The following is a 25623-nucleotide window of genomic DNA, read 5'->3' as shown; positions in this document are numbered from 1 at the left end:
ATTTTGCGACAACTCCCGCCTAGAGAGGGATGCGTCAGGGTCCTGGATTTAGGGGTGAAAAGTGCGCCGTTCCTTCACATGTCTTCTGTTTCCGTTGATGATGAGCGCAGCGCCGGGCGCACTGATGGCGCAGACGCAGCAGCCCAAAGGTCCTGCGGGACAGATGGACGACGCCGACGAGATCGTCGTCACCGGCCAGCCTGAGCGCGGCGCGGTCGCCGGCAATATCAAGCCGGAACAGCAGCTTTCCCCCGCCGATGTCCGCGCTCTGGGCGTCACCTCGATAGCCGAGATGATCACGGAACTGTCGCCGCAGACCAATGGCAGCCCGGTGGTCCTGCTCAACGGCAAGCGGATTTCGAGCTTCTCGGAGATCCAGGACATCCCCTCCGAAGCGGTGGCGCGGGTCGACATCCTGCCCGAACAGGTGGCGCTCAGCTATGGCTATGCGCCGACGCAGAAGGTGGTGAACATCGTCCTGCGCCAGCGTTTCCGCGCTGAGACGGTGGACCTGCGCGCGGGCACGACCACGGAGGGCGGGCGCGACAATGGATCGGCGGAAGGCGGGCTGCTGCGCATAAGGGGGGATAATCGCTTCACCCTGAACATGCAGTACAAGACCGCCGCGTCGCTGCTGGAAAGCGAACGCGGGGTTGTGCCGACGGTGCAGGGCGATCGGGCCAACCAGCAATCGGGCCTCTCCGCATTTCTGGTCGGCGAGAACGCCATGACCGGCGCGGAACTGGCCCACCACCGCACGCTCAGCCCGGCGACCGAGAGCTTCGCCACCAATGCGACTCTGGCCCGCGCGCTGGGCAAGGTGTCGATGACCGTCAACGGGCGGCTGGAACTGTCGGACAGCGACAGCCTGCAAGGGTTCGAGGCGGAACAATTGACGCTGGCGGCGGGCAACCCCTTCTCGCCTTTCGCCGATCAGACGAGCTTCTATCGTTATCTGCGGCAGGCGGGCGTGCTGGGGCAGCAGGTCAAGGGCACGACCGGCCATGTCGGCGTGACGCTGAACGGGCTGCTGGGCGGCGGCTGGCAATGGTCCTTCACCGGCAATGGCGATTATTCCAGCACCCGCACCTCCACCGATCGCGGCATCGGTCAGGACGCGATCCAGAATGCCATCGACGGCGGTGCCGATCCCTTCGGCAGTTTCGTGGCCGATCTCTTCTCCACCCATGTGATCGATCGGGCGAAGGCCGAGTCCCAGGCCATACAGGGCGACCTGCTGCTGTCGGGTTCGCTGTTCGACCTGCCCGCCGGGGCGGTGACGACAGCGGTGCGCCTGGGCGGATCGGCCAATGGCTTCGATAGCTGGTCGATCCGGTCGGGCGTGGAGCGCAACAGCAGTTACAGCCGGGAAATCGGCAGCGGGCAGATCAGCCTGGACATGCCGATCACCAGCCGGTCCAAGGGCGTGCTGGGCGCGGTGGGCGACATCGGCGTCAATGTGAATGCGGCGGCGCAGCATTATTCCGATTTCGGCACGCTTTCGACCTTGGGCTACGGCATGCGCTGGCGGCCGGTGCCCGCCGTGCAATTGCTGATGTCGGCCAATCAGGACCGCGCGGCGCCGACCGGGCAACAGATCACCGATCCATTGATTTCGACGCCCAACGTGTCGGTCTTCGATTACCGGACAGGCCAAACCGTCTTCGTTACCCAGATCAGCGGCGGCAATGCCGACCTTAAAGAGAGCGTACGGGATCAGTTCCGCTTGAGTGCCACGATCAAGCCTTTCGAGAAACCGAATCTGACGCTCACCGCGACCTATACCAACAGCCGGACGAGGAATCCGATTTCGGCTTTCCCGACGCCGACACCGGCGATCGAAGATGCCTTTGAAGATCGCTTCAGGCGTGATTGCTATAGCTGTATGTTGACTCAGATCGACGCGCGGCCGGTCAATTATCTGCGATCGCAGAGCGAGCAGTTGCGCTGGGGTTTCGATCTTTCCATCCCGCTGAAATCGCACATCCAGAAAGTGATCGAGGCGTGGCGCGCGGCGGGCGCCAAGCCTGAGGAACGGCCCAAGGAATTGCAGGACCTGCGCGGCCTGTTCGGCAATCGCGGGCCGGGTGGAGGACCGGGCGGTGGGCAGGGGGGGCAGCCGCCGCAGACGCAGGATGGTGGTGATCGACCGCGCCGCGAAGGCGATCAAGGCGGCCCCGGCGGCTCTGGCGGAGGCGGCCAGCCTGGTCCTGGCGGCGGATTCGGTGGTCCGGGTGGCTTTGGCGGCGGCGGACGCGGCCCTGGTGGCGGTGGCGGCCGGTTGAGCTTCAGCCTCTATCACACCTGGCATTTCACCGAGAGCATCCTGATCGCGCCGGGCGTGCCGGAACTGGATTTGCTGAACGGTGGCGCCACGGGATCGTCGGGTGGCCAGCCGCGGCATGAGCTGAATGCGCGGGTCGGCTATACCAATAATGGGCTTGGCGCGCGGCTGAGCGTCGATTGGGAGAGCGGCACCCATGTCGACGGCGCCCTCGGCGGAGCCTCACGGCTGGACTTCGGCAGCCTGGCGACGGTGGACTTGCGGCTTTTTGCCAATCTGGGCCAGATGCCTTCGTTGGTGAAGCGGCATCCCTTCCTGCGGGGAGCGCGCGTGTCGATCGGCATCGACAATCTCTTCAACCAACGGCGCAGCGTGACCGATGCGACCGGAATGACGCCGGTGCGTTACCAGCCGGGCTATCTCGATCCGCTGGGGCGGGCGGTGACGATCAGCTTCCGCAAGCTGTTCTTCTGACGGATTTAAGCCGGTTCCTCCCGGTCCGTTATGATCGTCATGACAGATCGGGAAAGGTCCGGGGCATGAAACCGATACGGATAGTGGTGGTCGACGATTCCTTGACCATCCGTGCGATGATCGAAACGCTGCTGGAGCGCGACCGGCGTTTCGAAGTGGTGGGGATCGCCCGCGACGGGGACGAGGCGATCGATCTTGTCCGGCTGCACCGGCCCGATGTGGTGACGCTGGACGTCGCCATGCCGGGGAAGGACGGCATGACCATATTGGACGAGATCATGGACATGGACCCGCGCCCCGTCATCATGCTGTCCAGCCTGATGCGCGACGGGGCGCCGATCACGGGCGAGGCGCTGGATCGGGGAGCGGCGGCCTGCTTCAACAAGGCGATGATCGCGCGCGAGGCAGCCAGGTTCATCGGGCTGATCAAGGATGTGGCGCGCGGCATGGTGCAGGTTCAGCCGGTGATGTTGGCGGCCTGAACGGGACGGGAGGGAAAGAAAGGCCGCGGGTTTTGGGGCCTTTTATGCGTCGGCAACGCATGAATTTTGGTCATCGACTGTCGTCATATCCAACAAAAAAGCCGCCCGGTGAGGGCGGCTTTTCTGTTCAGTCCGATGCTGAGGCTCAGGCTTCTTCGGCCGGAGCTTCTTCGGCTTCCACGGCGATCTCGCCGGGTTCCGCATTCGGATCATAATCTTCGGTGAAGCCAGCCTCGTCCTTTTCGAACAGGTCGGCCATCACGTCGACGCCCTGCGCCTGAAGGTCAGCCTCTTCCGGCGAGCGGGCGACGTTCACCGTGATGGTGACGGCGACTTCGGGGTGCAGCGCGACCTTGACGTCGAACACGCCGAGCGTCTTGATCGGGCGTTCCAGAACGACCATCGCCTTGGTGACGTTGGTGACGCCATCGGCGTGGAGGGCTTCGACGACGTCACGGACGGCGACCGAACCATAGAGGTGGCCGGCGTTGGACGACTGGCGGATCAGGACGATCTGCTTGCCGTTGACGCCTTCGGCAGCCTTTTCGGCGTCGGAGCGGCGGGCGGCGTTGTCGGCTTCGATCTTCGCGCGGTTGGCTTCGAACACCTTCTTGTTGGCGGCGTTCGAACGCAGCGCCTTCTTGTTGGGCAGCAGATAGTTACGGGCGTAACCGTCCTTCACGGTGACGACGTCACCGATGGCGCCCAGCTTCTCGATCCGTTCAAGGAGAATGATTTCCATGAGTCTTACTCCCTCACTTCACGATGTAGGGCAGCAGGCCCAGATGACGGGCGCGCTTGATGGCCTGGGCCAGCTCGCGCTGCTTCTTGGCGGAAACCGCGGTGATGCGGCTGGGGACGATCTTGCCGCGCTCGGACACGAAGCCCTGGAGCAGACGAACGTCCTTATAATCGATCTTCGGCGCATCCTTGGCGGCGAAGGGGCAGCTCTTGCGGCGGCGGAAAAACGGGCGTGCCATTGTTCAGATCTCCTTATTCGCCGGCGGCGGCTTCTTCGCGCTCACGGCGCGGGCCACGGTCTTCGCGGGGACCACGGTCGCCACGATCGCCGCGCGGACCACGCTCGGCGCGTTCCTGCTTGCGCATCATGACCGACGGACCGGCTTCCAGCTCATCGACCTTGATGGTCATGTAGCGGATGATGTCTTCGTTGATCTGGGTCTGGCGCTCCAGTTCCGCAACGACACCCGCGGGGGCGTCGATGTTCAGCATCACATAATGAGCCTTGCGGTTCTTGGCGATCTTGTAAGCGAGCGAACGCAGGCCCCAGGTTTCCACCTTGGTCACCTTGCCAGCATTATCCTCGACGATCTTGGTGGCGGTTTCCGCCAGAGCGTCCACCTGCGCCTGTGCCAGATCCTGGCGCGCAAGGAACACATGCTCGTAAAGAGCCATGGGTATTGCCTCATCTGTTGGCCGATCGCTGACGTCCGCCCCATGCGGAACGCCCCTCCGGCTGTCGTCTCAAGCATTCAATCGCGCGCCTCCGAGTCACCCCGGAGCCGTGCGAAGCGGCGCCTATGACGGAAATGCAGGAGAAAGGCAAGGGAGACTTGGCGTTGCCCCGCCGCTTGCATAGAGGTTGGACAACGACGCGAAAAGGGGAGAATGGAATGGCGGTCGGGATCGCGGCCTTGTCGCTGATATTGCTGATGATCGCGGCCTATCGGGGGATGAGCGTCATAGTGATGGCGCCGTTGCTGGCCATGCTGGCGGTGTTCCTGACTGATCCTTCCGCCGTGCCTGCGGTGTTTTCGGGTCTCTTCATGGAGAAGGTGGGAAGCTTCCTGAAGCTCTATTTCCCCGTGTTCCTGCTGGGCGCGCTGTTCGGCAAGCTGATCGAGATTTCGGGCTTTTCGCGTGCGATCGTGACGGCGGTGGTCCGGCTGGTCGGGGCGAGGCAGGCGATCCCGGCGATCATGCTGGTGACGGCGCTGCTGACCTATGGCGGGGTTTCGGTCTTCGTGGCGGTGTTCGCCGTCTATCCCTTCGCTGCCGAGATGTTCCGGCAGGGCAATATTCCCAAGCGGCTGGTGCCCGCGACGATCGGCCTTGGCGCCATCACCTTCACCATGGATGCGATGCCTGGGACGCCGCAGATCCAGAATATCATCCCGACCAGTTTCTTCGGGACCACCGCCTGGGCGGCGCCGGTGCTGGGGCTGATCGGGTCCCTGTGCATCACGGGGTTGGGGTTGACCTATCTGGGCTGGCGCAAAGCCAGGCTTATGGCGGCGGGAGAGGGCTATGGCGCGCCGGAGACGCTGGTGAACGAGCCGGAAGCCGTGGCCGGCGAGCAGGGCGGGGTGCATCCGCTGATCGCGCTGCTGCCTTTGCTGGTGGTCGGTCTGGGCAATCTGGCGCTGACCATGATGATCCCGCGCATGGTGCCGGGGGAAGAAGTCGGTGTGTCGCTGATCGGCCTGTCCGAGCCGGTGACGGTGAAGGTGGCACAGGTGGCGGCGCTCTGGGCCGTGGAGGGCGCGCTGCTGGCGGGGATCGCGACGATCCTGCTCTTCGCTTTCCGGCCGGTGGCCCGGCGCTTTGCCGATGGGTCGAAAGCGGCCGTGGGCGGAGCCCTGCTGGCGGGGATGAACACGGCGGTCGAATATGGTTTCGGGGCGGTGATCGCGGCGCTGCCGGGCTTTCTGGTGGTGAAGGAGGCGCTGAAGGCGGTGCCCAATCCGCTGGTGAATGAGGCGATCACCGTGACGTCGCTGGCCGGGATCACGGGATCGGCCTCGGGCGGGCTGTCGATCGCGCTGGCGGCGATGGCGGAGCAGTTCACGGCGGCGGGCGATGCGGCCGGAATCCCGCGCGAGGTGCTGCATCGGGTCGCATCGATGGCAAGCGGGGGCATGGACAGCCTGCCGCATAATGGGGCGATCATCACCCTGCTGGCAGTGACGGGATTGACCCATCGGCAGGCTTACAAGGATATTTTCGCGCTGACGCTGATCAAGACCTTCACCGTGTTCGTGGTGATCGCGGTCTATTATCTGACGGGGCTGGTATAGAAAAGACGCCCCGGAGACCCGGCTCCGGAGCGTCTTTTGGTTTAGCGGATCGCGCCGGTGATGATCGAGGCGATGATGCCGCTGGTGATCGCGACCAGGACCGCGTCATTGCCCGACCGGACCCAGTGATAGCCCCGCGGCGGGGCCTTCAGACGGTAGCCGCGATAATTGTCGATGACGCGATAATTGTGCGCGTAGCGGCGGTCGAAGCGCTGTCCCTTGGCCCAGCGGCGGTGATCGTCCTTGCGGACCACGGTCTTCTGCTTGACCACCATGCGGCCGTGCGGGCCTTGCTTGACGATGCGGGTTTCCTCGCGATGCGGCGCGGCCTGCGCCTGCGCGGTGATCATCGGGCTGGCGACCATCGTGGTGGCGGCCAGGGCCATCAGAAACTTCTTCATCATGTCGTTGCTCCTTGCTTCGATTTCTGCGCCGCTGTCCGGCGTTGAAATCAGATTTAGGAGGGGCCTGTCGCAGGGATGTGTCGCGGCATGGCGGAGTTTGTCGAAAAGTGTAATGGAAACGGATTTAGTCTGAATATCTGTTCATGAACGATTATTTCCCAGGGAAAGATGCTTGCCGCATGACTGTACGGAATGTGGCGAGCCATGCAGGATCTTGCCGGTCATTCATGACGCAGCGCGTCGATCGGGTTGAGCGCGGCGGCACGGCGAGCGGGGAAATAGCCGAAGACGACACCGATGGCGGCGGAAAAGAGGAAGGCGATCAGGTTCACCTTGACGTCGAAGATGAAGGGCACCTGCATCAGCGGGGCGATGGCGAGCGAGGCTATCAGCGCCAGGAACAGACCGATCAGGCCGCCAAGGCAGGAGAGGACGATGGCTTCGACCAGAAACTGCATCAACACCTCGCGGGCGACGGCGCCGATGGCGAGGCGGATGCCGATCTCGCGGGTGCGCTCGGTCACGGAGACGAGCATGATGTTCATGATGCCGATGCCCCCGACCAGCAGGGATATCGCCGCCACCGCCGCCACGATCTGCGTCAATATCGTGGTGGTGCCGGTCAGCGTGTCGCTGATCTGCTTGGTGTCGAAGACGTTGAAATTATCCTCCGCGCCCGGCTTCACCTTGCGCCGTTCGCGCATCAGTTCCTCAAGGCTGGTCTGCACGGTGCTGGTGTCATAGGCGTCGTCGACCGCGACCATGATCTGGCTGATGTCGCGGTCGCCGGTGAAGCGGCGCTGGACGAACTTGATGGGCATGACGACGACATCGTCCTGATCGCCGAAGCCGCCCTGTCCACGCGTGGCCAGCGCACCGATGACCTGGCAGGAAACACCCTTGATGCGTATCCGCTTGCCGACGGGGTCATTGCCCTGGAAGAGATTGGTGCGGACCGTGTTGCCGATGATGCAGACGGGTTTCCCCGCCTCCTCCTCCTCCGGCATGAAGAGGCGGCCGGTGTCGGCTTTCCAGCTTTGCACCTCGAAATAGGCGGCGGTGGTGCCGTAGACGGTGGTCGACCAGTTGCTGCCCTCGTAGATGGCCGTGCCGCTCGACTGGACCATGGGGGCGACGGCGCGGACGCCGGTGAGCTGGTTTTCTATCGCCGCAAGATCGGCGGGCTTGAAGTCCGGGGGGCGCGGACCGCCGCCGCCGCGGCCGAATCCCTGGCCAGGGCGAAGTTGCAGGACGTTGGCGCCCAGCGAACTGATCTGTTCGCGCACGGCGGCCGTGGCCCCGTTGCCCAGCGTCACCATGGTGACGACCGCCGCCACGCCGATGATGATGCCGAGCGTGGTGAGGAAGCTGCGCAGCTTGTGCCGGTTGATCGCGCGGAAGGCGAGGATGACGGTGGTGCCCAGCATCAGGCCTTCACCCCATATTCGACGCTCTCCACAAGACCGTCCTTGAAGTGGACGATGGTACGGGCGAAGGCGGCCATGTCGGGTTCATGCGTCACCATCAGCACGGTGATCCCGCTGTTGCGGTTGAGATCGGTCAGCAGTTCCATGATCTCCACCGAGCGTTCCGAATCGAGATTGCCGGTCGGCTCGTCGGCCAGCAGCACGTCGGGCTGGGTCACGATGGCGCGCGCGATGGCGACGCGCTGCTGCTGCCCGCCGGAAAGCTCAGCGGGCGTATGGTCCCACCAGTCCTTCAGGCCCACCTTGTCGAGCGCGGCCATGCCGGAATCATACCGTGTCTTCTTGTCTTCCCCCCGATAGAGCAAGGGAAGTTCGACATTCTCCAGCGCCGTGGTGCGCGAGAGCAGGTTGAAGCCCTGGAACACGAAGCCGAGATAGCGGCGGCGCAGCAGGGCGCGCTGGTCGCGGTCGAGCCGTTCGACATGGCGGCCCTTGAACAGGAATTCGCCGCCCGATGGTACGTCGAGGCAGCCCAGAATGTTCATCGTCGTCGACTTGCCGGACCCGGAAGGTCCCATCACTGCCACGAAATCACCCTGTGCGATGTCGAGATCGATGCCCTTCAAGGCCTGGAAGGCGGTGGGCCCCGAGCCGTAGACCTTGGTCACGCCGCGCAGGGAGATGATAGGATCGTCGGCCATCCGATCACGTTCCGCCGTTGCGGCCGGTGCCGCGCGGTTCCATCGTCCGGGACTGTGGCGGCTGAGGGGTGAGGGGTGCGGTTTCCGGCTTCGAATCGCCGGAATTTCCAAGCTTTCCGACCGTCGCGGGGCTGCCGTCGGTGGAGCGGTCGCGGGGCTTGCCGTCCCGTGATCCGCCATCCGTTGCCTGATCCTCTGCCGGAGCCTGCTGGCCGCTGGCGAGCTGGCCGGTGATGACGCGCATGCCGGGCTTGAGGTCGCCGCCGGTGATGACCGTACGTGCGCCGTCGCTGGCGCCGACGGTCACTTGCACCGCCTTGGGATCGCCGTCTGCTCCCACGATATAGACGGTCTGGCTGCTGCCGATGCCGAAGCTGACCTGACGGCTGGCGCCGCCACGGCGGAAGCGGCGGGGACCGGGGACGATCTGGCTGGTGATACCGCCGTCCCTGTTGCCCGCGCTGGGCTTGAAACGGAGGGCGCTGTTGGGGACCAGCAGCACGTCATGCAGTTCCTGCGTCACGATGTCCGCCGTGGCCGTCATGCCGGGGCGCAGGATTTCCTGTTCATTGTCGACCGAGAGCACCGCCGTATAGGCGACGACCGTGCCGCTGGTGCTGCTGGCCGTGCTGCCGCTCGATGAGGAAGAGGAGCTGCTGCTGGCGCTGTTCGAACCGACATTGACCCGCGTCACCTTGGCGGGGAACGTGCGGCCGGGAAAGGCATCGACCGAGAAATTGGCGCTTTGGCCTTCCTTCACCTGGCCCACGTCCGCTTCGTCGACCGAAACCTCCACCTCCATCTTGGTGAGGTCCTCCGCGATGGTGAAGAGGACCGGGGCGTTGAGGGAGGCGGCGACGGTCTGGCCCGGTTCGATGTCGCGCGAAAGGACGACGCCGGTGACGGGCGAAACGATCTGGGCGATGGAAAGGTTGGTCTGGGCGGTCGAAAGCTGCGCCTGCGAGACGCGGACCTGGGCCTGCGCCGAACGGAGGTTGGCGAGGGCGGAGCTGTAATCGGCGCGGGCCGCATCCAGTTCGGTCTTCGCGGGCACGCGGCCGCCGGAGAGCTTGAAGACGTTGAGTTGGCGGTCGAGAGTCGCTTTGGCGAGCGCGGCCTGCGCCTGTGCCTGCGCGACGCTGGCCTCCGAAGAGGCGACCTGCGCGCGGGTCTGGTTGATCGTGTCGACCAGGCGGCGGGTGTCGAGTTCGGCCAGCTTCTGTCCCTGGGTCACGCGGTCGTTGACGTCGACATAGACCGCCGTGATCTTGCCCGACTGTTCGGAGCCGACATCGACCTGGTTGATGGGCTTGAGGTTCCCGGTGGCGGAGACGGAGACGGTGAGGTCGCCCTTGCGCGCCTCCCGCGTCGCATAATTGGGCTTGTCTTCGCCCGCGAAGCAGTGCGCGAGCAACAATATCAGGATCAGCAGGATGATCCCGATGCCGCTCCGGATCGCCCATTTGCGCCACGGTTTTTCGGGTTTCGCGCCCAGAAAGTCGTCGAGGCCCTGATCGGTCGTCACATCATTGCTCATTGTTTTTGCTCATTGGGGACGATTTTTCCATATCCTGCCAGCCGCCGCCCAGCGCATTGTAGAGCTGGGCGATCGCGAGCACCTCGTCCGATTGCGCGGCGGCCAGGCTGTTGCGCGCGCTCAGAAGCGTGTTTTCGGTCTGGGAAAGCGTCTGGAAGTCGATCAGGCCGGACTGATACTGGCTGCGGGCCATGATCGCGGCATTGTTCGAGGCTTCGTAGGCGGTGGCGAACGCGGCCTTGCGGGCGCGGGCGCTGGAGAGGGAGGCCATGGCGTTCTCCACATCCTCCAGCGCGGTCAGCACGGACTGCTTATAGGCGGCGAAGGCGCCCTCGGTGGCGGCCCTTTGCGAGCGGACTTGCGAGGCGAGGCGGCCGCCGTCGAAGATCAGCTGCGCGACATTGGCGAAGATGCCGCCGGTGATCAGGCTGAACAGGTCCTTGAAGCTGTTCGACGTGGTGCCGATGTTGCCGCTGATCCCGAGCGAGGGATAAAGTTGCGCCTGCGCCACGCCGATCCGGGCCGTGGCGGCGGCGAGCGCACGCTCGGCGGAGCGGACGTCGGGTCGCTGGCGCAGCGTGTCGGCGGGGATGCCGACGGCGATCTGTGTCGAAGCGGTCGGGATCGGTGCGGGGGTTTCGAGGGTGCGGGTGGCCTCGCCCGGCGCCTGTCCGGTGAGGACGGCGATGCGGTTGAGGCTGCCCCTCAGGCTGGCTTCCAGTTGCGGGATGGTGGCGTTGGTCTGGGCGAGTTGCGCCTTGGCCTGCTGCTCGTCCAGGGAGGAGACGAGGCCCGCCTGAAGCCGCCAGGCGGCGATCCTGTAATTATCCTGCTGGATCGCCTGCGTTTCGCGGGCGACGCGCAACTGTTCCTGTGCCAGCCGCGCCTGAACATAATTGGTGACGAGTTCGGAGATGATCGTCATCCGCACATTGGCGAGGTCATAGCCCGAAGCGGCAAGGTCGGCGCGGGCGGCCTGCGCGGAGCGGGAGAGTTCGCCGAACAGGTCGACCTGCCAGCTTGCATTGGCGCCGACCGAATAGCTGCTCGACCAGTTGGAGGAACCGCCGCCTATCGGATTGCCGCTGGGGTCGAGGCGTCCGCCGGCATCCTGGTTGCTGTAATTGCGCCCGCCGCTGGCCGAGCCGTTCACTTGCGGAAGGAAAGCCGCCCTTGCCTGGCGCAGCGATTCCCGCGCTTGGCGGAGCCGTGCCTGAGCCTGCACAATGTCGAGATTGTTGGCGATCGCCCGCTCGATGAGCCCGCTGAGCGTCGGATCGCCAAGGCGCGTCCACCAGCTGGCAAGGCCGGCTTCATCGACAGCCCCGGTTTCGCCCTGGCTGTAAACGGGAGGCACGCCGAGCGTGGCGGGAGCGGGGGCGCGATAGTCAGGGCCCGCCGCGCAGGCCGACAGGGTCAGCGCCGTTCCCGTGATCCATCCAATGCGATATCGCACCTTTTCCTTATACTCCGTCATCGTTAAAGGCGGTCGTCCAGAGAGAAGTGCCGAAATGGGCCGGGGGGCTCAACGGCATTTGTGTCTCAAAGTGTAACGACTTTGAAAAATTGCGCTTTTGGAAAAGCGCGCGTGTCAGAAGGTGGATGATGAGGGCATTTCTTTTTCCGGGACAGGGCAGCCAGTCGGTCGGCATGGGCAAGGCGCTGGCCGATGCGAGCCCGGCCGCGAAGGAGCTGTTTCAGGAGGTCGATGACGCTCTGTCGCAGCATTTGTTCCGCATCATGGTGGAAGGGCCGGAAAGCGACCTGACGCTGACGGAAAATGCGCAGCCCGCGATCATGGCGAACGCGCTGGCGACCCTGCGGGTGATGCAGAGGGAGGGCGGTTTTTCGCTGGCCGAGAAGGGCGATTTCGTCGCCGGGCACTCGCTGGGCGAATATAGCGCGCTCTGTGCGGCGGAGGCGTTCGACATCGGCACCACGGCGAAGCTGCTCAAGCTGCGCGGCAGGGCCATGCAGGCGGCCGTGCCGGTGGGCGAGGGCGCCATGGCGGCGCTGCTGGGCGCCGACATCGAGAAGGCGCAGGCGCTGGCCGACGCGGCGGCCGAGGGCGAGGTCTGCACCGTCGCCAATGACAACGACCCGACGCAGGTGGTGATTTCCGGCCATCGCGGCGCGATCGAGCGTGCGGTGGCGCTGGTCAAGGATCATGGCATCAAGCGCGGCGTGCTGCTGCCGGTGTCGGCGCCCTTCCACTGCCCGCTGATGCAGCCCGCCGCCGAGGCGATGGAGGAGGCCCTGGCCAAGGCGGCGATCAACACGCCGCTGCTGCCGGTCTATGCCAATGTGCTCGCGAGCGCGATCGCCGATCCGGAAGAGATCAAGCTGCGGCTGGTGGAGCAGGTGACGGGCCGGGTGCGCTGGCGCGAATCCGTTGCCGCCATGTGGGACGCGGGCGTGACCGAATTCGTCGAGCTGGGCGGCAAGGTGCTGGGACCGATGGTGAAGCGCATCGCGCCCGACGCGACCGTGCGCAGCATCGTGACGATGGACGATATCGAGGCGGCGCTGGCCGCTTTCTGAACGGAATCAAAGGATAAGAGACATGTTCGATCTGTCAGGCATGACCGCGCTGGTGACCGGCGCTTCGGGGGGCATCGGGTCCGCCATTGCCAGGGCGCTGGCCGCGCAGGGCGCCACGCTCGCCCTTTCGGGGAGCAACGAGGAGAAGCTGAAGGCTTTCGCGGCGGAATTGGGCGGCGATCACAAGATTCTCGTGTGCAACCTCTCCGATCCGGCGGCGGTCGACGCGCTGGTAGGGCAGGCGGTCGAGGCGCTGGGCGGCAAGATCGACATCCTCGTCAACAATGCCGGCATCACCCGCGACAACCTCATCCTGCGCATGAAGGACGAGGAATGGTCGGACGTGATCTCCGTCAATCTGGAGGCGGCGTTCCGGCTCGCCCGCGCGGCTGCCAAGCCGATGATGAAGGCGCGTTTCGGTCGCATCATCTCCATCACCTCGGTCGTGGGCGTGACGGGCAATCCGGGACAGGCCAATTATGCCGCGTCCAAGGCCGGCATCATCGGCATGTCCAAGTCGCTGGGCCAGGAATTGGCGAGCCGGGGCATCACCGTCAATTGCGTGGCGCCCGGCTTCATCCGGTCGGCCATGACCGACGCGCTCAACGATGCGCAGAAGAGCGCGATTCTCACCAGGATTCCGGCGGGCGACCTGGGCGCGGGCGAGGATATCGGCGCGGCCGTCGTCTATCTGGCGAGCAGGGAAGCCGGTTATGTCACCGGCCAGACCCTGCACGTCAATGGCGGCATGGCGATGATTTGAAGGCGCGGGAGAGATGAATTATTCCATCTCTTTCGTGATTTCGTCAAAAATTTTGGGCATTTGCAAAGCTCTCGCCCTGTGCCATCGGGGTCAGGGAGTCGAATGCAGGCGAGCGGGTGTGCGTTTCCCGATTGTCTCTTGCCTCTTGCCTCTGTAGGGGCTTGCCTCTAGGGCTTTGCCTTAACAGATATTCAGAACCATCAACGATACCCAGTAAAAAGGACCACTCATGAGTGAGACCGCGGATCGCGTAAAGAAAATCGTCGTCGAGCATCTGGGCGTCGAAGCCGAAAAGGTGACCGAGGATGCGAGCTTCATCGACGATCTGGGCGCTGACAGCCTGGATATCGTCGAGCTGGTGATGGCGTTCGAGGAAGAATTCGGCGTCGAAATCCCTGACGATGCGGCCGAGAAGATCGCCACCGTCAAGGATGCCATCGATTATATCGACAGCAAGCAGTAAGAGCGTCGGGCGGCCTGTCTGAAAACAGATGGCCGCTGCGTTTCAAAGGGAATGGCTCCTCCTGTCCGGCAAAAACCGGGTCTTGGGGAGCCTTTTCGTATCTGGTCCCCCGTTCACAAGACCGTCTTGAATGGCTAGATGAGCGGCGTTGAGCCAAAGAGAATTTTCGGAGCAAGCATATGCGTCGTGTTGTCGTCACCGGCCTTGGCATGGTCAGCCCGCTCGGCGGGGATGTGGAAACGACCTGGAAGAACATCATCGCGTCCAAATCCGGCGCGGCGACGATCACGCGCTTCGACGCCAGCGAATATAAATGCCGTATCGCCTGCGAAGTGAAGCCGGCCGATCATGAATATGGCTATGATGCGGGGCTGGATGTCGATCACAAGATCCAGCGGCAGGTGGACCCGTTCATCGTCTATGGCATTTCCGCCGCCAGCCAGGCGCTGCGCGATGCGGGTCTCGACAATATGAGCGAGGAAGAGCGGCTGCGCGCCGGTTGCTCGATCGGTTCGGGCATCGGTGGACTGCCGGGCATCGAGAGCGAATCGCTGGTGCTGGCCAACAAGGGGCCGGGCCGCGTGTCGCCGCACTTCGTGCATGGACGGTTGATCAATCTCATCTCGGGCCAGGTTTCGATCAAATATGGCCTGATGGGGCCGAACCATGCGGTCGTGACGGCCTGCTCGACGGGCGCGCATTCGATCGGCGACGCTGCGCGCATGATCGCGATGGACGATGCCGACGTGATGCTGGCGGGCGGCGCGGAAGGTGCGATCTGCCCGATCGGCATTGCCGGATTCGCGCAGGCCCGGGCGCTGTCGACCGCCTTCAACGATCAGCCGGAAAAGGCTTCGCGCCCCTATGACGTCAACCGTGACGGCTTCGTCATGGGCGAGGGCGCGGGCGTGGTCGTGCTGGAGGAATATGAGCGGGCCAAGGCGCGCGGCGCGAAAATCTATGCCGAAGTCATCGGCTATGGTCTGTCGGGCGATGCCTATCACGTCACCGCCCCCCATCCGGAAGGCAATGGCGGTTACCGCTCGATGGAAATGGCGCTCAAGAAGTCGGGCCTTTCGCTGGCCGACATCGATTATGTGAACGCGCATGGCACTTCGACGCCTTTGGGGGACGAACTGGAACTGGGCGCGGTGAAGCGTCTGTTCGGCGAGCATCTCAGCACCATGTCGATGAGTTCGACCAAGTCGGCCATCGGCCACTTGCTGGGCGGCGCGGGCGCGGTGGAGAGCATCTTCTGCATCCTGGCGTTGCGCGACCAGATCGTGCCGCCGACGCTCAACCTCGACGAGCCGAGCGAAAGCTGCAAGGGCGTGGACCTGGTCCCGCACGTCGCCAAGGAGCGCAAGGTGCGCGCGGTGCTGAACAATTCGTTCGGTTTCGGCGGGACCAACGCGTCGCTGATCATGAAGGCGGTCTGAGACGAGACGGATGCGACGGCTTGGCTGGTCCATATTGCTGATCGGCCTGGCCGTCACGGCCTTCGTGGCATTCCGTTTCGTTCATGGATGGACGGAGGCGGGGCCCGCGACCAGGGATGTGACGGTCGTCGTGCCCGATGGCGCGACGCTCGCCGATGCCGCCGTGCTGCTCAAGCAGAAGGGCGCGGTGCGCTCCGCCGACGCTTTCCTGACCCGCGCCAAGGTCTTCGGACGCGGCAAGTCGATCAAGGCGGGCGAATTCCTGATCCCCAAGGGCGCCAGCAACAGCGACATCTTCAGGATATTGGGCGGCGGCAAGACGCTGACCCGGCTGGTGACCATACCAGAGGGGATGCCATCGATCCTCGTCTATGAACGACTGAAGGCAAATGAGGAGCTGACCGGCGATATAGCGGTGCCCGAAGAGGGCAGCGTGATGCCCGACAGCTATGCCTTCGACAAGGGCGAGAGCCGGGCGGCGGTGTTGAAGCGCATGCAATCCGCTATGGACAAGGCGCTGGAGAAGATGTGGGCGGAGCGGGCGCCCAACGCAGTTGCCAGGACACCGGAAGAGGCGATCATCCTTGCCAGTATCGTGGAGAAGGAAACAGCCGTGCCATCGGAGCGGCCGACCGTGGCCGGGGTCTATGGCAACCGCCTGAAGGCGCGCATGATGTTGCAGGCGGACCCGACGATCATCTATCCGATCACCAGGGGAAAGCCGTTGGGGCGGCGGATCAAGAAGTCGGAGATCGCGGCGGTCAACGACTATAACACCTATGCGATGACCGGGCTGCCGAAGGGGCCGATCGCCAATCCGGGGCGGCTGTCGATATTGGCGGTGCTGCATCCGGCGGAGACGAAGGCGCTCTACTTCGTCGCGGATGGCAAGGGCGGGCATATCTTTGCCGACACGCTGCAAGAGCATAATGAGAATGTGCGCAAATGGTTCGAGATCCGGCGCGCGCGCGGCGAGCTGTAAGTTTTCCTTTTCTTCGGTAAAGCAAGGATTGCCAAACCGGAAGGGCGCGCTTAGATGGGCGTCAGCATCAAGAGTTGGGGCGACGCCCAACGCCAACCTGCCGATCCGGGCAAGGTGGCACTCCCGAAGGGAGGATGTGGCCGATCCGGCAACCAAGCGGACCCAAGCCACATCGTCAGCGTCGCTCCGGAACAAGGAATGACGTGAAGTGCCGATCAAGATAGCCGACGACCTGCCCGCCCGCCGCACGCTGGAGGCCGAGGGTGTCGACGTCATGCGTGAGGTCGATGCCGTGCGGCAGGACATCCGCCCGTTGCGGATCGCGCTGCTCAACCTCATGCCGAACAAGATCAGCACGGAAACGCAGCTCGCCCGGTTGCTGGGCGCGACGCCGCTACAGGTGGAACTGACCTTGGTGCGAATCAGCGACCATGTGTCGCGCAACACGTCCGCCGACCATATGGCGTCCTTCTATCGCCCCTGGACCGATGTGCGGGACGAGCGGTTCGACGGCTTCATCATAACAGGAGCGCCGGTGGAAACGCTGCCCTTCGAAGAGGTGAGCTATTGGGATGAATTGAGGGCCATTTTCGACTGGACCCAGACCCATGTCCACCGCTCCCTCAGTATCTGCTGGGCGGCGCAGGCGGCGCTGCATCATTTCCATGGCGTGGAGAAGCATGCGCTGGAACGGAAGGCGTTCGGTGTATTCCGCCATCACAATCATGTGCCTTCGTCACCCTGGATGCGGGGCTTTTCGGATGATTTCTGCGTACCCGTGTCACGCTGGTCCGAAGTGCGGCGGGCTGACATTCCTGAAGGGCGGGGTTTGCAGATATTGGCCGAAAGCGATGAATCGGGCCTCTGTCTGATCGGTGATCCGGGGCGCGGCTTCCTGCACATGTTCAATCATCTGGAATATGACACGCTGACGCTGGCCGATGAATATGCCCGCGATGGGGCCGGGCAGTTGCCGGCCCATTATTTCCCCGGCGACGATCCGGCGCAGCCGCCGCTGAATCATTGGCGCAGCCATGCACATCTGCTGTTCGGCAATTGGATCAACGAAATCTACCAGACCGTTCCCTTCGATCTGGGCGCGGTCGGACAGCCGGCGCTGACCGCAGCCTAACGCAGGATGCGCTTGGCGAGCTGGGTGCTGGCATAGCGCCACTGGAAGATCGCGATGACCAGGATCACCGCCGGGAAGATCGCGGCCGTGAAGCCCTTCACCGCCAGCAGGTCGGTATGGATGAAGCTGTAGCCGAACTGCACGATCACGCCGACGATGGAAATGAGGAACAGGGGCGCCGCGGCGGCCTTGCGGAGCAGCAGCATGATAGCGCCCAATGAACCGGCACCCACCGCGATCGCATAGGCTGCCCAGACCCAGACGGGCATGGCCGCGAAAATGCGGGCGGTGTAGGGATCGGTCTTCGCCAATTGGTCGAGGTCGGCGCTATATTGCAGGATGAAGGCGATGACGCCCATCAGGTTCCAGAGCAGCAATATGATCCCGATGGCCCGGAAGGATCGCGGTGCAGTCATGGCAGTTCCCCCGTTGTCGGCGGCCGGCCTGTCGGCGCCGCTCGTGCGGATCATAGCGCCGGGCGGGATTTTGCGAAAGGAGAAGCCGGTCCTTGGCTGCTGAGACTCGGATGGCGCCGATCATCGTGACGGCATTGATGGGTGCGGCGGATTTCGGCTGGGCCGAAGGCTTGCGCCGGGCCCATTTTCCGCCTGATCGCAACCTGGTCCCGGCACATATCACATTGTTCCATCATCTGCCGCCCTCGGCCCTGGAGGAATTGGCGCGGCGGTTGAAACAACTCTGCGCAGGTTTGCCGCCCGCTGCGAGCCTGACCGAAGTGATGTTGTTGGGGCGGGGCGTCGCCTATCGGGTGGAAAGCCCCGAACTGATGGCGATGCGCGAGGAACTGGCGGAAGCCCTGGCCGGCCTGCTGATGCCGCAGGATCAGGGACGGCCGCGCTTTCACGTCACGGTACAGAACAAGGTCGAACCAGCCCAGGCCAGGGCGCTCGCAGCCGAATTGCGGCAAGATTTCTGCCCACGGCCGCTCGCGATCGCGGGCCTTGCGGCTTGGCATTATCGCGGCGGACCCTGGGAATTGGCGATGAAGGCCAGCTTTCGGGGCTGACCTTCGCCACGGTCAGGCGAGGTCCACTTCCTTGAGCGGCACCGCCGGATCGGCAAGCTGCGCCTGATCCAGCACCGCGCCGGAGATCACATGGGCGCGGCCCTGCACATAATCCTTGACCGCATTGACGCAGTCGAGCGCGATCAGCTTGCCGCCCTTCATGTACAGGACGGAAAAGCTGCGGGTCGCCGGATCGCCGCGCAATATGGTCTGGTCGTGGCCGGTCGACAGGCCCACGGTCTGGAGCTTGAGGTCGTATTGGTTCGACCAGAACCACGGCACCGCATGATAGGGTTCTTCCTTGCCCATGATGTGGGCCACGGCCGTCTTCGCCTGGTCATTGGCGTTCTGCACGGATTCCAGCCGGATCTGCGCGCCGCGGGCGAAGCTGTTGGCATGCGCCGCGCAATCGCCCACCGCATAGATGTCGGGCAGGCTGGTGCGGCAATATTCGTCCACGTCGACGCCATTGCCGCCCACCGCACCCGCCGCGATCAGCGGGCCGGTTTCGGGAATGATGCCGATGCCGACGATCACCATGTCGGTTGCGATCCGCTCGCCATCCTGCATCAGCACGGCGGTCGCCTTCCCGTCGGAGACTTCGATACAGTCCATCCGCGCGCCGGTGCGCAGGTCGACGCCATGGGCGCGATGTTCCGCCTCGTAGAAGCGCGACAGTTCCTCGCCCGCCACGCGCGCCAGCACGCGATCGAGCGCTTCGAGCAGCACGACCTTCTTGCCGAATTTCGACAGGACGGCAGCAGCCTCCAGCCCGATATAACCGCCGCCGATGACGGTCACATGATTGATCTGGTCGATCTTCGCCATCATCGCGTCGACATCGTCGCGGCGGCGGACGGCATGGACGTTGGGCGCGTCGGCGCCGTTGCAGGTCAGCATTCGCGGGGAGCCGCCGGTCGCCCAGATCAGCTTGCCATAGCCGATTTCCCCGTCGCCCGTTTCCTTGCCGCCCGTTTCCTTGCCGCCCACGGTCACGAACTTGCCCACCGGATCGACGGACTTCACCCGATGGCCCAGCAGCATGTCGATCTTGCGCTCTTCCCAGAAGCTGGCCGGGCGGATCAGGATGCGGTCGAAGCTCTTGTCGCCCGCGAAATATTCCTTGGACAGCGGCGGACGCTCATAGGGCGGATCCTTCTCGTCGCCAACCATCGCGATCGAGCCTTCGAAGCCGAGTTGGCGCAGCGAAATGCCCGCCTGTGCCCCGGCATGTCCCGCACCCACGATCAGAACGTCATAGTAGCTCATCGACGCGCTATCCCCTCATTTTCCCATTGCCGCGTGCTTGGCGCGCTTTCGCGGGACTGGCAAGCCTATTGTCGTTCGACATCGCCATTATCGGGTCGGCGGCCGGCCGTTCCCGGCCGCCTTGCACCTATTGGATCGCGGCACTTATTGGATCGCGCCACCGATCATGCGGGCGAGGCGCGCGGAAAAGGCGCGCGGGTCAGCCGGAAGCTCACCATCCGCGATCCGGGCCTCATCCAGTAACAGGCGCGCGGCATCCTCGCGCAGGCTGCTATCCTGCGGCAATGTCCCGAGCCGGACGATCAGTTCATGGCGCGGATTGATCTCCAGCACCGGCTTGGCCGCATTGTCGAGCCGGCCCGCGCCCGCCAGCAGCTTTTCGAGCTGACGATCCATCGCATTGTCCGGCGCGACCAGGCAGACGGCGCTTTCCGTCAGCCGTTCCGACGCGCGGACGTCGGAGACCTCCTCGCCCAGCACATCCTTGACATAGGCGATGAAGCCGTCGACCTCCGCCGATGCCTGTGTGGCGGGCGCTTCGCCGTCGGCCAGCGGGATCAGGCTGAGGTCGGCCAGGCCCTGCGTCACCGACTTGAACGGCTTGCCCTGATAGTCCACGCCTGCCGTGACCCAGAAGCTGTCGACCTGATCGGTGAGCAGCAGCACCTCGATCCCGCGGGCGCGGAAGCCCTCCAACTGGGGCGAGGAGGAAAGGCGGTCGAGATCCGTCCCGGTGGCGTAGTAGATCGCCGTCTGATTGTCCTTGATCGCTTCCACATAGTCCTTGAGCGAGCGCCAATCCTCCCCACCCGCGGTGGTCTTGAAGCGCGCAAGGCCGAGCAGCGTTTCCCGCCGGGCGAAGTCCTCGTACAGCCCTTCCTTCAGCACCGCGCCGAAATCGTCCCAGAATTTGCGATAGGCCTCGCTATCCTTCTCGGCCAGCTTGTCCAGTTCGGAAAGGATGCGGTTGGCCACACCCTTCTGGATGGCGGAAAGGACCGGGCTTTCCTGGATCATCTCGCGAGAGACGTTGAGCGGCAGGTCGTTGCTGTCGACCAGCCCGCGCACGAAGCGCAGGTAGCGCGGCAATATCTGTGCCTCGTCGGTGATGAAGACGCGGCGGACATAGAGCTTCATGCGGCCGGCACGATCCGGATCGAACAGGTCGAACGGACGCGTGGAGGGCAGGAAGGCGAGCACCGAATATTCGTGCAGCCCCTCCGCACGGTAATGAAGGGTCAGCGCAGGTTCGTCGAACTGACCGGCGGCGCTGCGGTAGAAGTCGGTATATTCCTCCGCCGTGATGTCCGACTTCGGCCGGGTCCAGAGCGCTGCGCCGTCCGCTATCTGCTTTTCCTCCGCATCCGGCTTTTCCTTGAGGAAGATGGGGACGGGGACATGGCCCGATTGCGCGGTGATGATGCGTTGGGTGGTGAATTGTTCGGTGTAGCTTTTCGCGTCATCCTTCAGGTGGAGGATGATGCGGGTGCCGCGCGCGGGTCCCTCGGCCGGGTCGACAAGCTGGATGGTGTAGCTGCCCAGGCCCTCCGATGCCCAGTGGGCGGCAGTATCGGCCCCGGCACGGCGGGAAAAGACGTCTACCTTGTCCGCGACCATGAAGGCGGAATAGAATCCGACGCCGAACTGGCCGATGAGTTGCGCGCCTTCTCCTTCCCTGTTTCCCTCCTTGGCAGCCGTGACGCGTTCCATGAAGGCCCGCGTGCCCGATCGTGCGATGGTGCCCAGCGCTTCGGCCAGTTCGACCTCGCTCATGCCGATGCCATTATCTTCCACGATGAGCTGGCGTGCGTCGGGATCGATCGTGACGGTGATGCGCGGCTGTCCGTCATCCCCGGCGAGCGCCGGATCGCTGAGCAGTTCATAGCGCAGCTTTTCGCAGGCGTCGGCCGCATTGGAGATCAGCTCGCGCAGGAAGACGTCCTTGTCCGAATAGACTGAGTGCACCATCATGTGCAGCAGCCTGGCGACGTCGGCCTCGAAGGAACGGGTTTCGGGTGCGGTGCCGGTAGAGATGGTCATGGCAGTATAGAAGGCTCTCCCTGGTGAATCCGGACCGTCAGATGGCGGGGACAGAGCCGTCTTTCAAGCCTTGCATGGCCTGAAAATCAAATGCCCATGCAGGCGACTGAGGGCGCTTTTCGGCACCCTCAGTCGCTGGGGCTTACATCTTGTAGGACAGGCGCAGATATCCGAACTGTCCCGGTATATCATAGGTGGTGGGATCGAAATTGGCGCTGTCGCACGTGAAGCAGGCCGGCGGATCCTTGTCGAAGAGATTGTTGACGCCAAGCGTCAGCCGCGCCCGGTGATCCATCCAGCTTGGCGAGAAATAAAGCTGGATGTCGCCATAGAAGGTGCTGCCCATGCTGTGCACGCCGTCCCGTTCATCCACCTTGCTGATATAACGCCCGGTGAAGGAGGCGCCATAGCCGTCGGTCGACCAGTCGAGCGTCGCGTTCAGCTTGAAACGGGGATAGGCCTGATCCGTGCTGCCGCGTTCCGTGCCGGCGAATTTCTGCGGCGGGGCATTGAGGTCCGACGGCGGCAGGACGTCATATTTGATCAGATAGGCGGCATTGACGGTCAATCCGATCGTCCCGTCGGAAATGGCAGGCGAACGATAGATGAAGGAGCCGTCCAGCCCGTCCGTGCGGATCGCGTTCAGGTTGAGCAGCCGCCCGCTGATGCCCGCGACATTGCCGTTGGCGGTGCGGGTGATCGCGGCGCAGCTCACCGGATCGGCGTCGAAGGCGCAGCGGCGCAGCGTCAGCGACGCGGGAACCGAGTCGATCGCATTCTTCAGCCGGATGTTGTAATAGTTGATTTCCAGGCTGAGCGTGCTGGCAAAGCCGCTGTTCCGCGCCCAGGCCGGGCTGTAGACGCCGCCCGCCGTCCAGGTCTTCGCCGTTTCCGGCTTCAGAGCGGTCGACCCTTGCGAGAAGACGCCCAACTGCCCACCTGTCGGTTCGGCATAGCTGCCGCTTGCAGGTACGCCATTGGCGATGCAGTTGGCGCGGACGGTGGCGTTGGTCGTGAAGGAGCCGCCCGGTGCGCTGGTGCACGGATCGTCGATGGTGGCGTCGGTCCGCGACAGACCCGCATAAAGCTCGCCGATGCTCGGTGCGCGCAAGCTCTCCGCATAGCCGCCGCGCAGCAGCAGGTCGCGCGTCGGTTTCCACAGGCCGGAGACAGTCATCGTCGTATTGCTGCCGAAGCTGGAATAGTTGGAATGACGTACAGCGCCATTCAGGTCCAGTTTCTGGAAGAAGGGCGTGTCGGCCAGGATCGGTATCCGGATTTCGCCATAGACTTCATCGACGTTGAAACCGCCCCGCGCCGGGCTGGTCGGTACGTCCGCACCCAATCCCGCGACGATGATCGGATCGGGACTATAGGATGCCTTCTGGTCGCGATGTTCATAGCCGATGGCGACACCGACGGGGCCTGCCGGAAGATTGAACAATTCGCCCGACAGGTTTGCCGTGAAGTCCCAAAGTCGCTGTTCGCTCTTGTCCTTCTCGTCGAAGGTCACATAGTCCAGCATCGCCTGGGTGATCGACCCCGCTCCACCGAATATGTTGAAGGGCACGCAGGGGCCGGTGCAATTCCCCACCGGACCCAGCGCCTGAGCCAGCCTGGCGGCGTTGAGATTGCCGGTGAAGACCTGGTGCGCGTCGTTGATGCCGTAGACGCCGTTGACGTCCCAATACCATTTATGATCCCCGACGTCGAACGAACCGTCCAGCGTCGCCGCCATGGTCAGCGTGTCGACATCCTGGCTGAAGGTGCGCTGGCCGCCTTCCACGAAGCGCCGCCGAATGGTGGAATAATTGGCCGGAGTCCCGTTGGCGCCCGACGACAGCGTCACGCCGAAGGGATTATAAGGGTTGGTGACGTCGACCGAAATGGTGTCGAGCAGATTGCCGTTGCCCGCATCCGGTCCGATGAACAGCGGCAGGAATGCCGCCTGGGTCGTCGAATTGCGATGTTGATAGACGAAGCGCGTGCGCAGGTTGACGCTGTCGTTCAATTCTCCCTTGAAATTGACGAAGGCGCCATAGCGTTCGGACGGCGTCAGAAGATAATTATAGGGCGCGAAATTGAACGAGTCCGTGCTGCTGCTATAGTTGCGATAGTCTGCCAGCGTGGGATTGCGACCGATGACTGGCGCGCTCAGCGTCAGGCTTTGGCCCAGAACATCGTACCGGCCGTTGGGCGTGGCGCTGGAACAGCCACCCGCGGCGCAACTCGTGGCACCCGGCGTCGGCCATTGCGAGATGGAGCGGTCAGCGGTGCTGACGCCGCTCTGCTTCACATAGTTTGCGCCGAAGACCAGCGAGGTACGGTCAGTCTGTATGCCGTAGCTGGCATTGATGTCCCAGGTGTCGCCGTCACCCTGGCGGTAGGTTCCGAATTGTGCGGAAAAGTCCAGCCCTTTTTGCGATTGTTTGGTAATGATGTTGACGACGCCGGCAATGGCATCGGTGCCATAAAGCGGCGATGCGCCGGACTGGAGTACTTCCACCCGTTCGATCATGTTGGCGGGAATGGTGTTGAGGTCTACCGAAGCGGGAATGCCACCGGCGGCAGAACCGTTTACATAACGCATGCCGTCAACCAGGATCAGCGTGCGCTTGGCACCCAGATAACGCAGATCGACTTCCGCCGAGCCGGAGCTGACGCCGGTGCCGTCGGGCGGGCCGCCGATATTGCCGGCATTATTGACCTTGGTGTTCAATCCGCCGGCGGCGCTGGGAATACGCTGGAGAACGTCTGCGACAGAGGACAGGCCCGTCCGTCCGATCGCTTCCTGATCGACGGTCACGACCGGCTTGTCTTGATTCAGCGGGTTCTGACGGATGCGGGAACCCGTAACGATGATGGAAACGCCCTCGTCTTCCTGAGGAGCTGTCTGGGCCAGAACCGGTGTCGCCCCGATCAGGACCGACATGACGACGCCATATTTCAGACTATTCTTTTTGCGCATGATGACTCCCCACAAAATAGACTTGCGGAGTGTTGTCCGTCTACATCACCCTGGCAATCATACTTGTGTTATCTTGCACCAATGTAGAAGCTTTTTTTCGATAATGTTGCTAATCAGCAACAAAATTGTGCGCGGTAAATAAGGTCGACGCAGCTTTGGGGTGGATTTCAAAAATCCAGGGGTCGACAATTTTTCCGGAAGCGACCGGCGAACCCGACGATGCCAGTAACGATGATCTTCATGGACATGCAACGGCAGGCAAGGCCGAGAAGCGCGCATCCGCGCGCCGCCGCCGATATGTGATACGGGCATGCGGGCGGCGCGGTACCGCTCCGTTGTCCCGCCCGTGGCTCAGCTTGTGCGGCCTAGAGACTGTTATGAATCTGCGGTGAGAGCGGCGACTTGCCTGATCATGAGGCAAGCGAAAGCGACGACATGTAGCCCTGCGAGGGTTTGGGCATATCGTTCGTAATCCTTGACGAGCCTGCGGAATTTGGTTGCCCATGCGAAGGAACGTTCGACGACCCATCGACGGGGAAGGAGAACAAAGCCGCGCTTCGCCTCGGGTAATTTGACAACTTCCAGGGTGATGCCGTGCCGTTCGGCGGCCTGCGCGGCACGCTCGCCGGTATACCCCTGATCGACCCAGGCG

Annotated in this window: 23 protein-coding genes and 1 riboswitch; of the genes, 10 read left to right on the top strand and 13 right to left on the bottom strand. The window is 63.6% G+C overall.

The features are described from left to right. Window positions 1-100 precede the first annotated feature (100 nt). Complete coding sequence (locus tag YP76_RS28200) at window positions 101-2758, top strand: TonB-dependent receptor (RefSeq protein WP_269748637.1); 2658 nt, start codon at window positions 101-103, stop codon at window positions 2756-2758. 65 nt (window positions 2759-2823) lie between these two features. Continuing rightward, window positions 2824-3240, top strand: coding sequence for a response regulator (locus tag YP76_RS09315; RefSeq protein ID WP_046763348.1), 417 nt, complete (start codon window positions 2824-2826; stop codon window positions 3238-3240). A gap of 145 nt (window positions 3241-3385) precedes the next feature. On the opposite strand, the gene rplI is transcribed toward YP76_RS09315, so the two are convergent. Genes rplI through rpsF form a run of 3 tightly spaced genes read right to left on the bottom strand, consistent with a single transcriptional unit; the run spans window position 3386 to window position 4656 of the window. Next, window positions 3386-3982, bottom strand: a complete 597-nt coding sequence (gene rplI, locus YP76_RS09310) for a 50S ribosomal protein L9 (protein ID WP_046763347.1) — start codon at window positions 3980-3982, stop codon at window positions 3386-3388. 13 nt (window positions 3983-3995) lie between these two features. Beyond that, window positions 3996-4220, bottom strand: a complete 225-nt coding sequence (gene rpsR / locus YP76_RS09305) for a 30S ribosomal protein S18 (protein ID WP_004212076.1) — start codon at window positions 4218-4220, stop codon at window positions 3996-3998. A gap of 13 nt (window positions 4221-4233) precedes the next feature. Next, the gene (gene rpsF, locus YP76_RS09300) at window positions 4234-4656 is read right to left on the bottom strand and encodes a 30S ribosomal protein S6 (RefSeq protein ID WP_046763346.1); all 423 of its coding nucleotides are present in this window, start codon (window positions 4654-4656) and stop codon (window positions 4234-4236) included. A 218-nt stretch (window positions 4657-4874) separates the two neighbouring features. On the opposite strand from rpsF, the gene YP76_RS09295 reads away from it, so the two are divergent. Then, on the top strand, window positions 4875-6278 hold the full coding sequence (locus YP76_RS09295) for a GntP family permease (protein ID WP_046763345.1): 1404 nt from the start codon (window positions 4875-4877) through the stop codon (window positions 6276-6278). Between the two features lie 41 nt (window positions 6279-6319). Here the strand turns inward: YP76_RS09295 and YP76_RS09290 are convergent, their stop codons facing one another. The 5 genes from YP76_RS09290 to YP76_RS09270 form a co-directional block, all read right to left on the bottom strand. Continuing rightward, the gene (locus YP76_RS09290) at window positions 6320-6682 is read right to left on the bottom strand and encodes an RcnB family protein (RefSeq protein WP_046763344.1); all 363 of its coding nucleotides are present in this window, start codon (window positions 6680-6682) and stop codon (window positions 6320-6322) included. A gap of 221 nt (window positions 6683-6903) precedes the next feature. Then, entirely contained in the window at window positions 6904-8109 is a 1206-nt protein-coding gene (locus tag YP76_RS09285) for an ABC transporter permease (RefSeq protein WP_046763343.1), read from the bottom strand. After that, on the bottom strand, window positions 8109-8810 hold the full coding sequence (locus tag YP76_RS09280) for an ABC transporter ATP-binding protein (RefSeq protein WP_046763342.1): 702 nt from the start codon (window positions 8808-8810) through the stop codon (window positions 8109-8111). The genes YP76_RS09285 and YP76_RS09280 overlap by 1 nt, the downstream gene beginning before the upstream one ends. Before the next feature lie 4 nt (window positions 8811-8814). Then, window positions 8815-10347, bottom strand: a complete 1533-nt coding sequence (locus YP76_RS09275; RefSeq protein ID WP_046763341.1) for an efflux RND transporter periplasmic adaptor subunit — start codon at window positions 10345-10347, stop codon at window positions 8815-8817. Continuing rightward, window positions 10337-11824 (bottom strand): efflux transporter outer membrane subunit, encoded by a 1488-nt coding sequence (locus YP76_RS09270; RefSeq protein WP_084733095.1) that lies wholly within the window; start codon window positions 11822-11824, stop codon window positions 10337-10339. Before YP76_RS09270 ends, YP76_RS09275 begins: the two co-directional genes overlap by 11 nt. Before the next feature lie 128 nt (window positions 11825-11952). Between YP76_RS09270 and fabD the strand changes: the two genes are divergently transcribed. The 6 genes from fabD (at window position 11953) to YP76_RS09240 (ending at window position 17667) form a co-directional block, all read left to right on the top strand. Further along, on the top strand, window positions 11953-12888 hold the full coding sequence (gene fabD / locus YP76_RS09265) for an ACP S-malonyltransferase (RefSeq protein WP_046763656.1): 936 nt from the start codon (window positions 11953-11955) through the stop codon (window positions 12886-12888). A 22-nt stretch (window positions 12889-12910) separates the two neighbouring features. Beyond that, on the top strand, window positions 12911-13651 hold the full coding sequence (fabG, locus tag YP76_RS09260) for a 3-oxoacyl-[acyl-carrier-protein] reductase (protein ID WP_046763340.1): 741 nt from the start codon (window positions 12911-12913) through the stop codon (window positions 13649-13651). Window positions 13652-13880: 229 nt separating this feature from the next. After that, window positions 13881-14114, top strand: a complete 234-nt coding sequence (locus YP76_RS09255) for an acyl carrier protein (protein WP_007689016.1) — start codon at window positions 13881-13883, stop codon at window positions 14112-14114. 179 nt (window positions 14115-14293) lie between these two features. After that, window positions 14294-15553, top strand: coding sequence for a beta-ketoacyl-ACP synthase II (gene fabF / locus YP76_RS09250; RefSeq protein ID WP_046763339.1), 1260 nt, complete (start codon window positions 14294-14296; stop codon window positions 15551-15553). Window positions 15554-15563: 10 nt separating this feature from the next. Then, window positions 15564-16535 carry an endolytic transglycosylase MltG gene (gene mltG, locus YP76_RS09245; RefSeq protein ID WP_046763338.1) on the top strand — a complete coding sequence of 324 codons (972 nt, stop codon included), beginning with the start codon at window positions 15564-15566 and terminating at the stop codon, window positions 16533-16535. Window positions 16536-16594: 59 nt separating this feature from the next. Continuing rightward, window positions 16595-16701: riboswitch (SAM-I-IV-variant riboswitch) on the top strand. A gap of 42 nt (window positions 16702-16743) precedes the next feature. Further along, a complete protein-coding gene (locus tag YP76_RS09240; RefSeq protein ID WP_046763337.1) occupies window positions 16744-17667 on the top strand; it encodes a homoserine O-succinyltransferase in 924 nt (307 codons plus the stop codon). Here the strand turns inward: YP76_RS09240 and YP76_RS09235 are convergent. Then, window positions 17664-18083 carry a hypothetical protein gene (locus tag YP76_RS09235; RefSeq protein ID WP_046763655.1) on the bottom strand — a complete coding sequence of 140 codons (420 nt, stop codon included), beginning with the start codon at window positions 18081-18083 and terminating at the stop codon, window positions 17664-17666. The two genes, YP76_RS09240 and YP76_RS09235, sit on opposite strands and share 4 nt — an antisense overlap. A gap of 110 nt (window positions 18084-18193) precedes the next feature. Here YP76_RS09235 and YP76_RS09230 point away from each other — a divergent pair, with 110 nt between their 5' ends. After that, window positions 18194-18694 (top strand): 2'-5' RNA ligase family protein, encoded by a 501-nt coding sequence (locus YP76_RS09230; RefSeq protein ID WP_046763336.1) that lies wholly within the window; start codon window positions 18194-18196, stop codon window positions 18692-18694. 12 nt (window positions 18695-18706) lie between these two features. On the opposite strand, the gene YP76_RS09225 is transcribed toward YP76_RS09230, so the two are convergent. From YP76_RS09225 to YP76_RS09210, 4 genes are all read right to left on the bottom strand, one after another. Then, complete coding sequence (locus YP76_RS09225) at window positions 18707-19963, bottom strand: NAD(P)/FAD-dependent oxidoreductase (protein ID WP_046763335.1); 1257 nt, start codon at window positions 19961-19963, stop codon at window positions 18707-18709. Between the two features lie 144 nt (window positions 19964-20107). After that, window positions 20108-22003: a molecular chaperone HtpG gene (gene htpG, locus YP76_RS09220; RefSeq protein WP_046763334.1), complete on the bottom strand. Its 1896-nt coding sequence runs from the start codon at window positions 22001-22003 to the stop codon at window positions 20108-20110. Between the two features lie 142 nt (window positions 22004-22145). Next, window positions 22146-24971 (bottom strand): TonB-dependent receptor domain-containing protein, encoded by a 2826-nt coding sequence (locus tag YP76_RS09215; protein ID WP_046763333.1) that lies wholly within the window; start codon window positions 24969-24971, stop codon window positions 22146-22148. A gap of 375 nt (window positions 24972-25346) precedes the next feature. Beyond that, a partial coding sequence (locus tag YP76_RS09210; protein ID WP_046763332.1) for an IS5 family transposase occupies window positions 25347-25623 on the bottom strand: 277 nt, incomplete at its 5' end.

Origin of the sequence: Sphingobium chungbukense, from assembly GCF_001005725.1 — a bacterium.
GTDB classification, from domain to species: Bacteria; Pseudomonadota; Alphaproteobacteria; order Sphingomonadales; family Sphingomonadaceae; genus Sphingobium; species Sphingobium chungbukense.
Note: the sequence above shows the minus strand (reverse complement) of the source record. Positions and strands in the feature narration are given on the sequence as shown.

Bases quoted from the DNA above. Each gene is read 5' to 3' on its own strand.
- YP76_RS09315 (WP_046763348.1), top strand. From the start codon at position 2,824: ATGAAACCGATACGGATAGTGGTGGTCGACGATTCCTTGACCATCCGT.
- fabG (WP_046763340.1), top strand. From the start codon at position 12,911: ATGTTCGATCTGTCAGGCATGACCGCGCTGGTGACCGGCGCTTCGGGG.
- YP76_RS28200 (WP_269748637.1), top strand. From the start codon at position 101: ATGAGCGCAGCGCCGGGCGCACTGATGGCGCAGACGCAGCAGCCCAAA.
- YP76_RS09280 (WP_046763342.1), bottom strand. From the start codon at position 8,810: ATGGCCGACGATCCTATCATCTCCCTGCGCGGCGTGACCAAGGTCTAC.
- rpsF (WP_046763346.1), bottom strand. From the start codon at position 4,656: ATGGCTCTTTACGAGCATGTGTTCCTTGCGCGCCAGGATCTGGCACAG.
- YP76_RS09270 (WP_084733095.1), bottom strand. From the start codon at position 11,824: ATGACGGAGTATAAGGAAAAGGTGCGATATCGCATTGGATGGATCACG.
- rplI (WP_046763347.1), bottom strand. From the start codon at position 3,982: ATGGAAATCATTCTCCTTGAACGGATCGAGAAGCTGGGCGCCATCGGT.
- YP76_RS09295 (WP_046763345.1), top strand. From the start codon at position 4,875: ATGGCGGTCGGGATCGCGGCCTTGTCGCTGATATTGCTGATGATCGCG.
- mltG (WP_046763338.1), top strand. From the start codon at position 15,564: ATGCGACGGCTTGGCTGGTCCATATTGCTGATCGGCCTGGCCGTCACG.
- rpsR (WP_004212076.1), bottom strand. From the start codon at position 4,220: ATGGCACGCCCGTTTTTCCGCCGCCGCAAGAGCTGCCCCTTCGCCGCC.
- YP76_RS09285 (WP_046763343.1), bottom strand. From the start codon at position 8,109: ATGCTGGGCACCACCGTCATCCTCGCCTTCCGCGCGATCAACCGGCAC.
- YP76_RS09230 (WP_046763336.1), top strand. From the start codon at position 18,194: ATGGCGCCGATCATCGTGACGGCATTGATGGGTGCGGCGGATTTCGGC.
- YP76_RS09275 (WP_046763341.1), bottom strand. From the start codon at position 10,347: ATGAGCAATGATGTGACGACCGATCAGGGCCTCGACGACTTTCTGGGC.
- htpG (WP_046763334.1), bottom strand. From the start codon at position 22,003: ATGACCATCTCTACCGGCACCGCACCCGAAACCCGTTCCTTCGAGGCC.
- YP76_RS09215 (WP_046763333.1), bottom strand. From the start codon at position 24,971: ATGCGCAAAAAGAATAGTCTGAAATATGGCGTCGTCATGTCGGTCCTG.
- fabD (WP_046763656.1), top strand. From the start codon at position 11,953: ATGAGGGCATTTCTTTTTCCGGGACAGGGCAGCCAGTCGGTCGGCATG.
- fabF (WP_046763339.1), top strand. From the start codon at position 14,294: ATGCGTCGTGTTGTCGTCACCGGCCTTGGCATGGTCAGCCCGCTCGGC.
- YP76_RS09290 (WP_046763344.1), bottom strand. From the start codon at position 6,682: ATGATGAAGAAGTTTCTGATGGCCCTGGCCGCCACCACGATGGTCGCC.
- YP76_RS09235 (WP_046763655.1), bottom strand. From the start codon at position 18,083: ATGACTGCACCGCGATCCTTCCGGGCCATCGGGATCATATTGCTGCTC.
- YP76_RS09225 (WP_046763335.1), bottom strand. From the start codon at position 19,963: ATGAGCTACTATGACGTTCTGATCGTGGGTGCGGGACATGCCGGGGCA.
- YP76_RS09255 (WP_007689016.1), top strand. From the start codon at position 13,881: ATGAGTGAGACCGCGGATCGCGTAAAGAAAATCGTCGTCGAGCATCTG.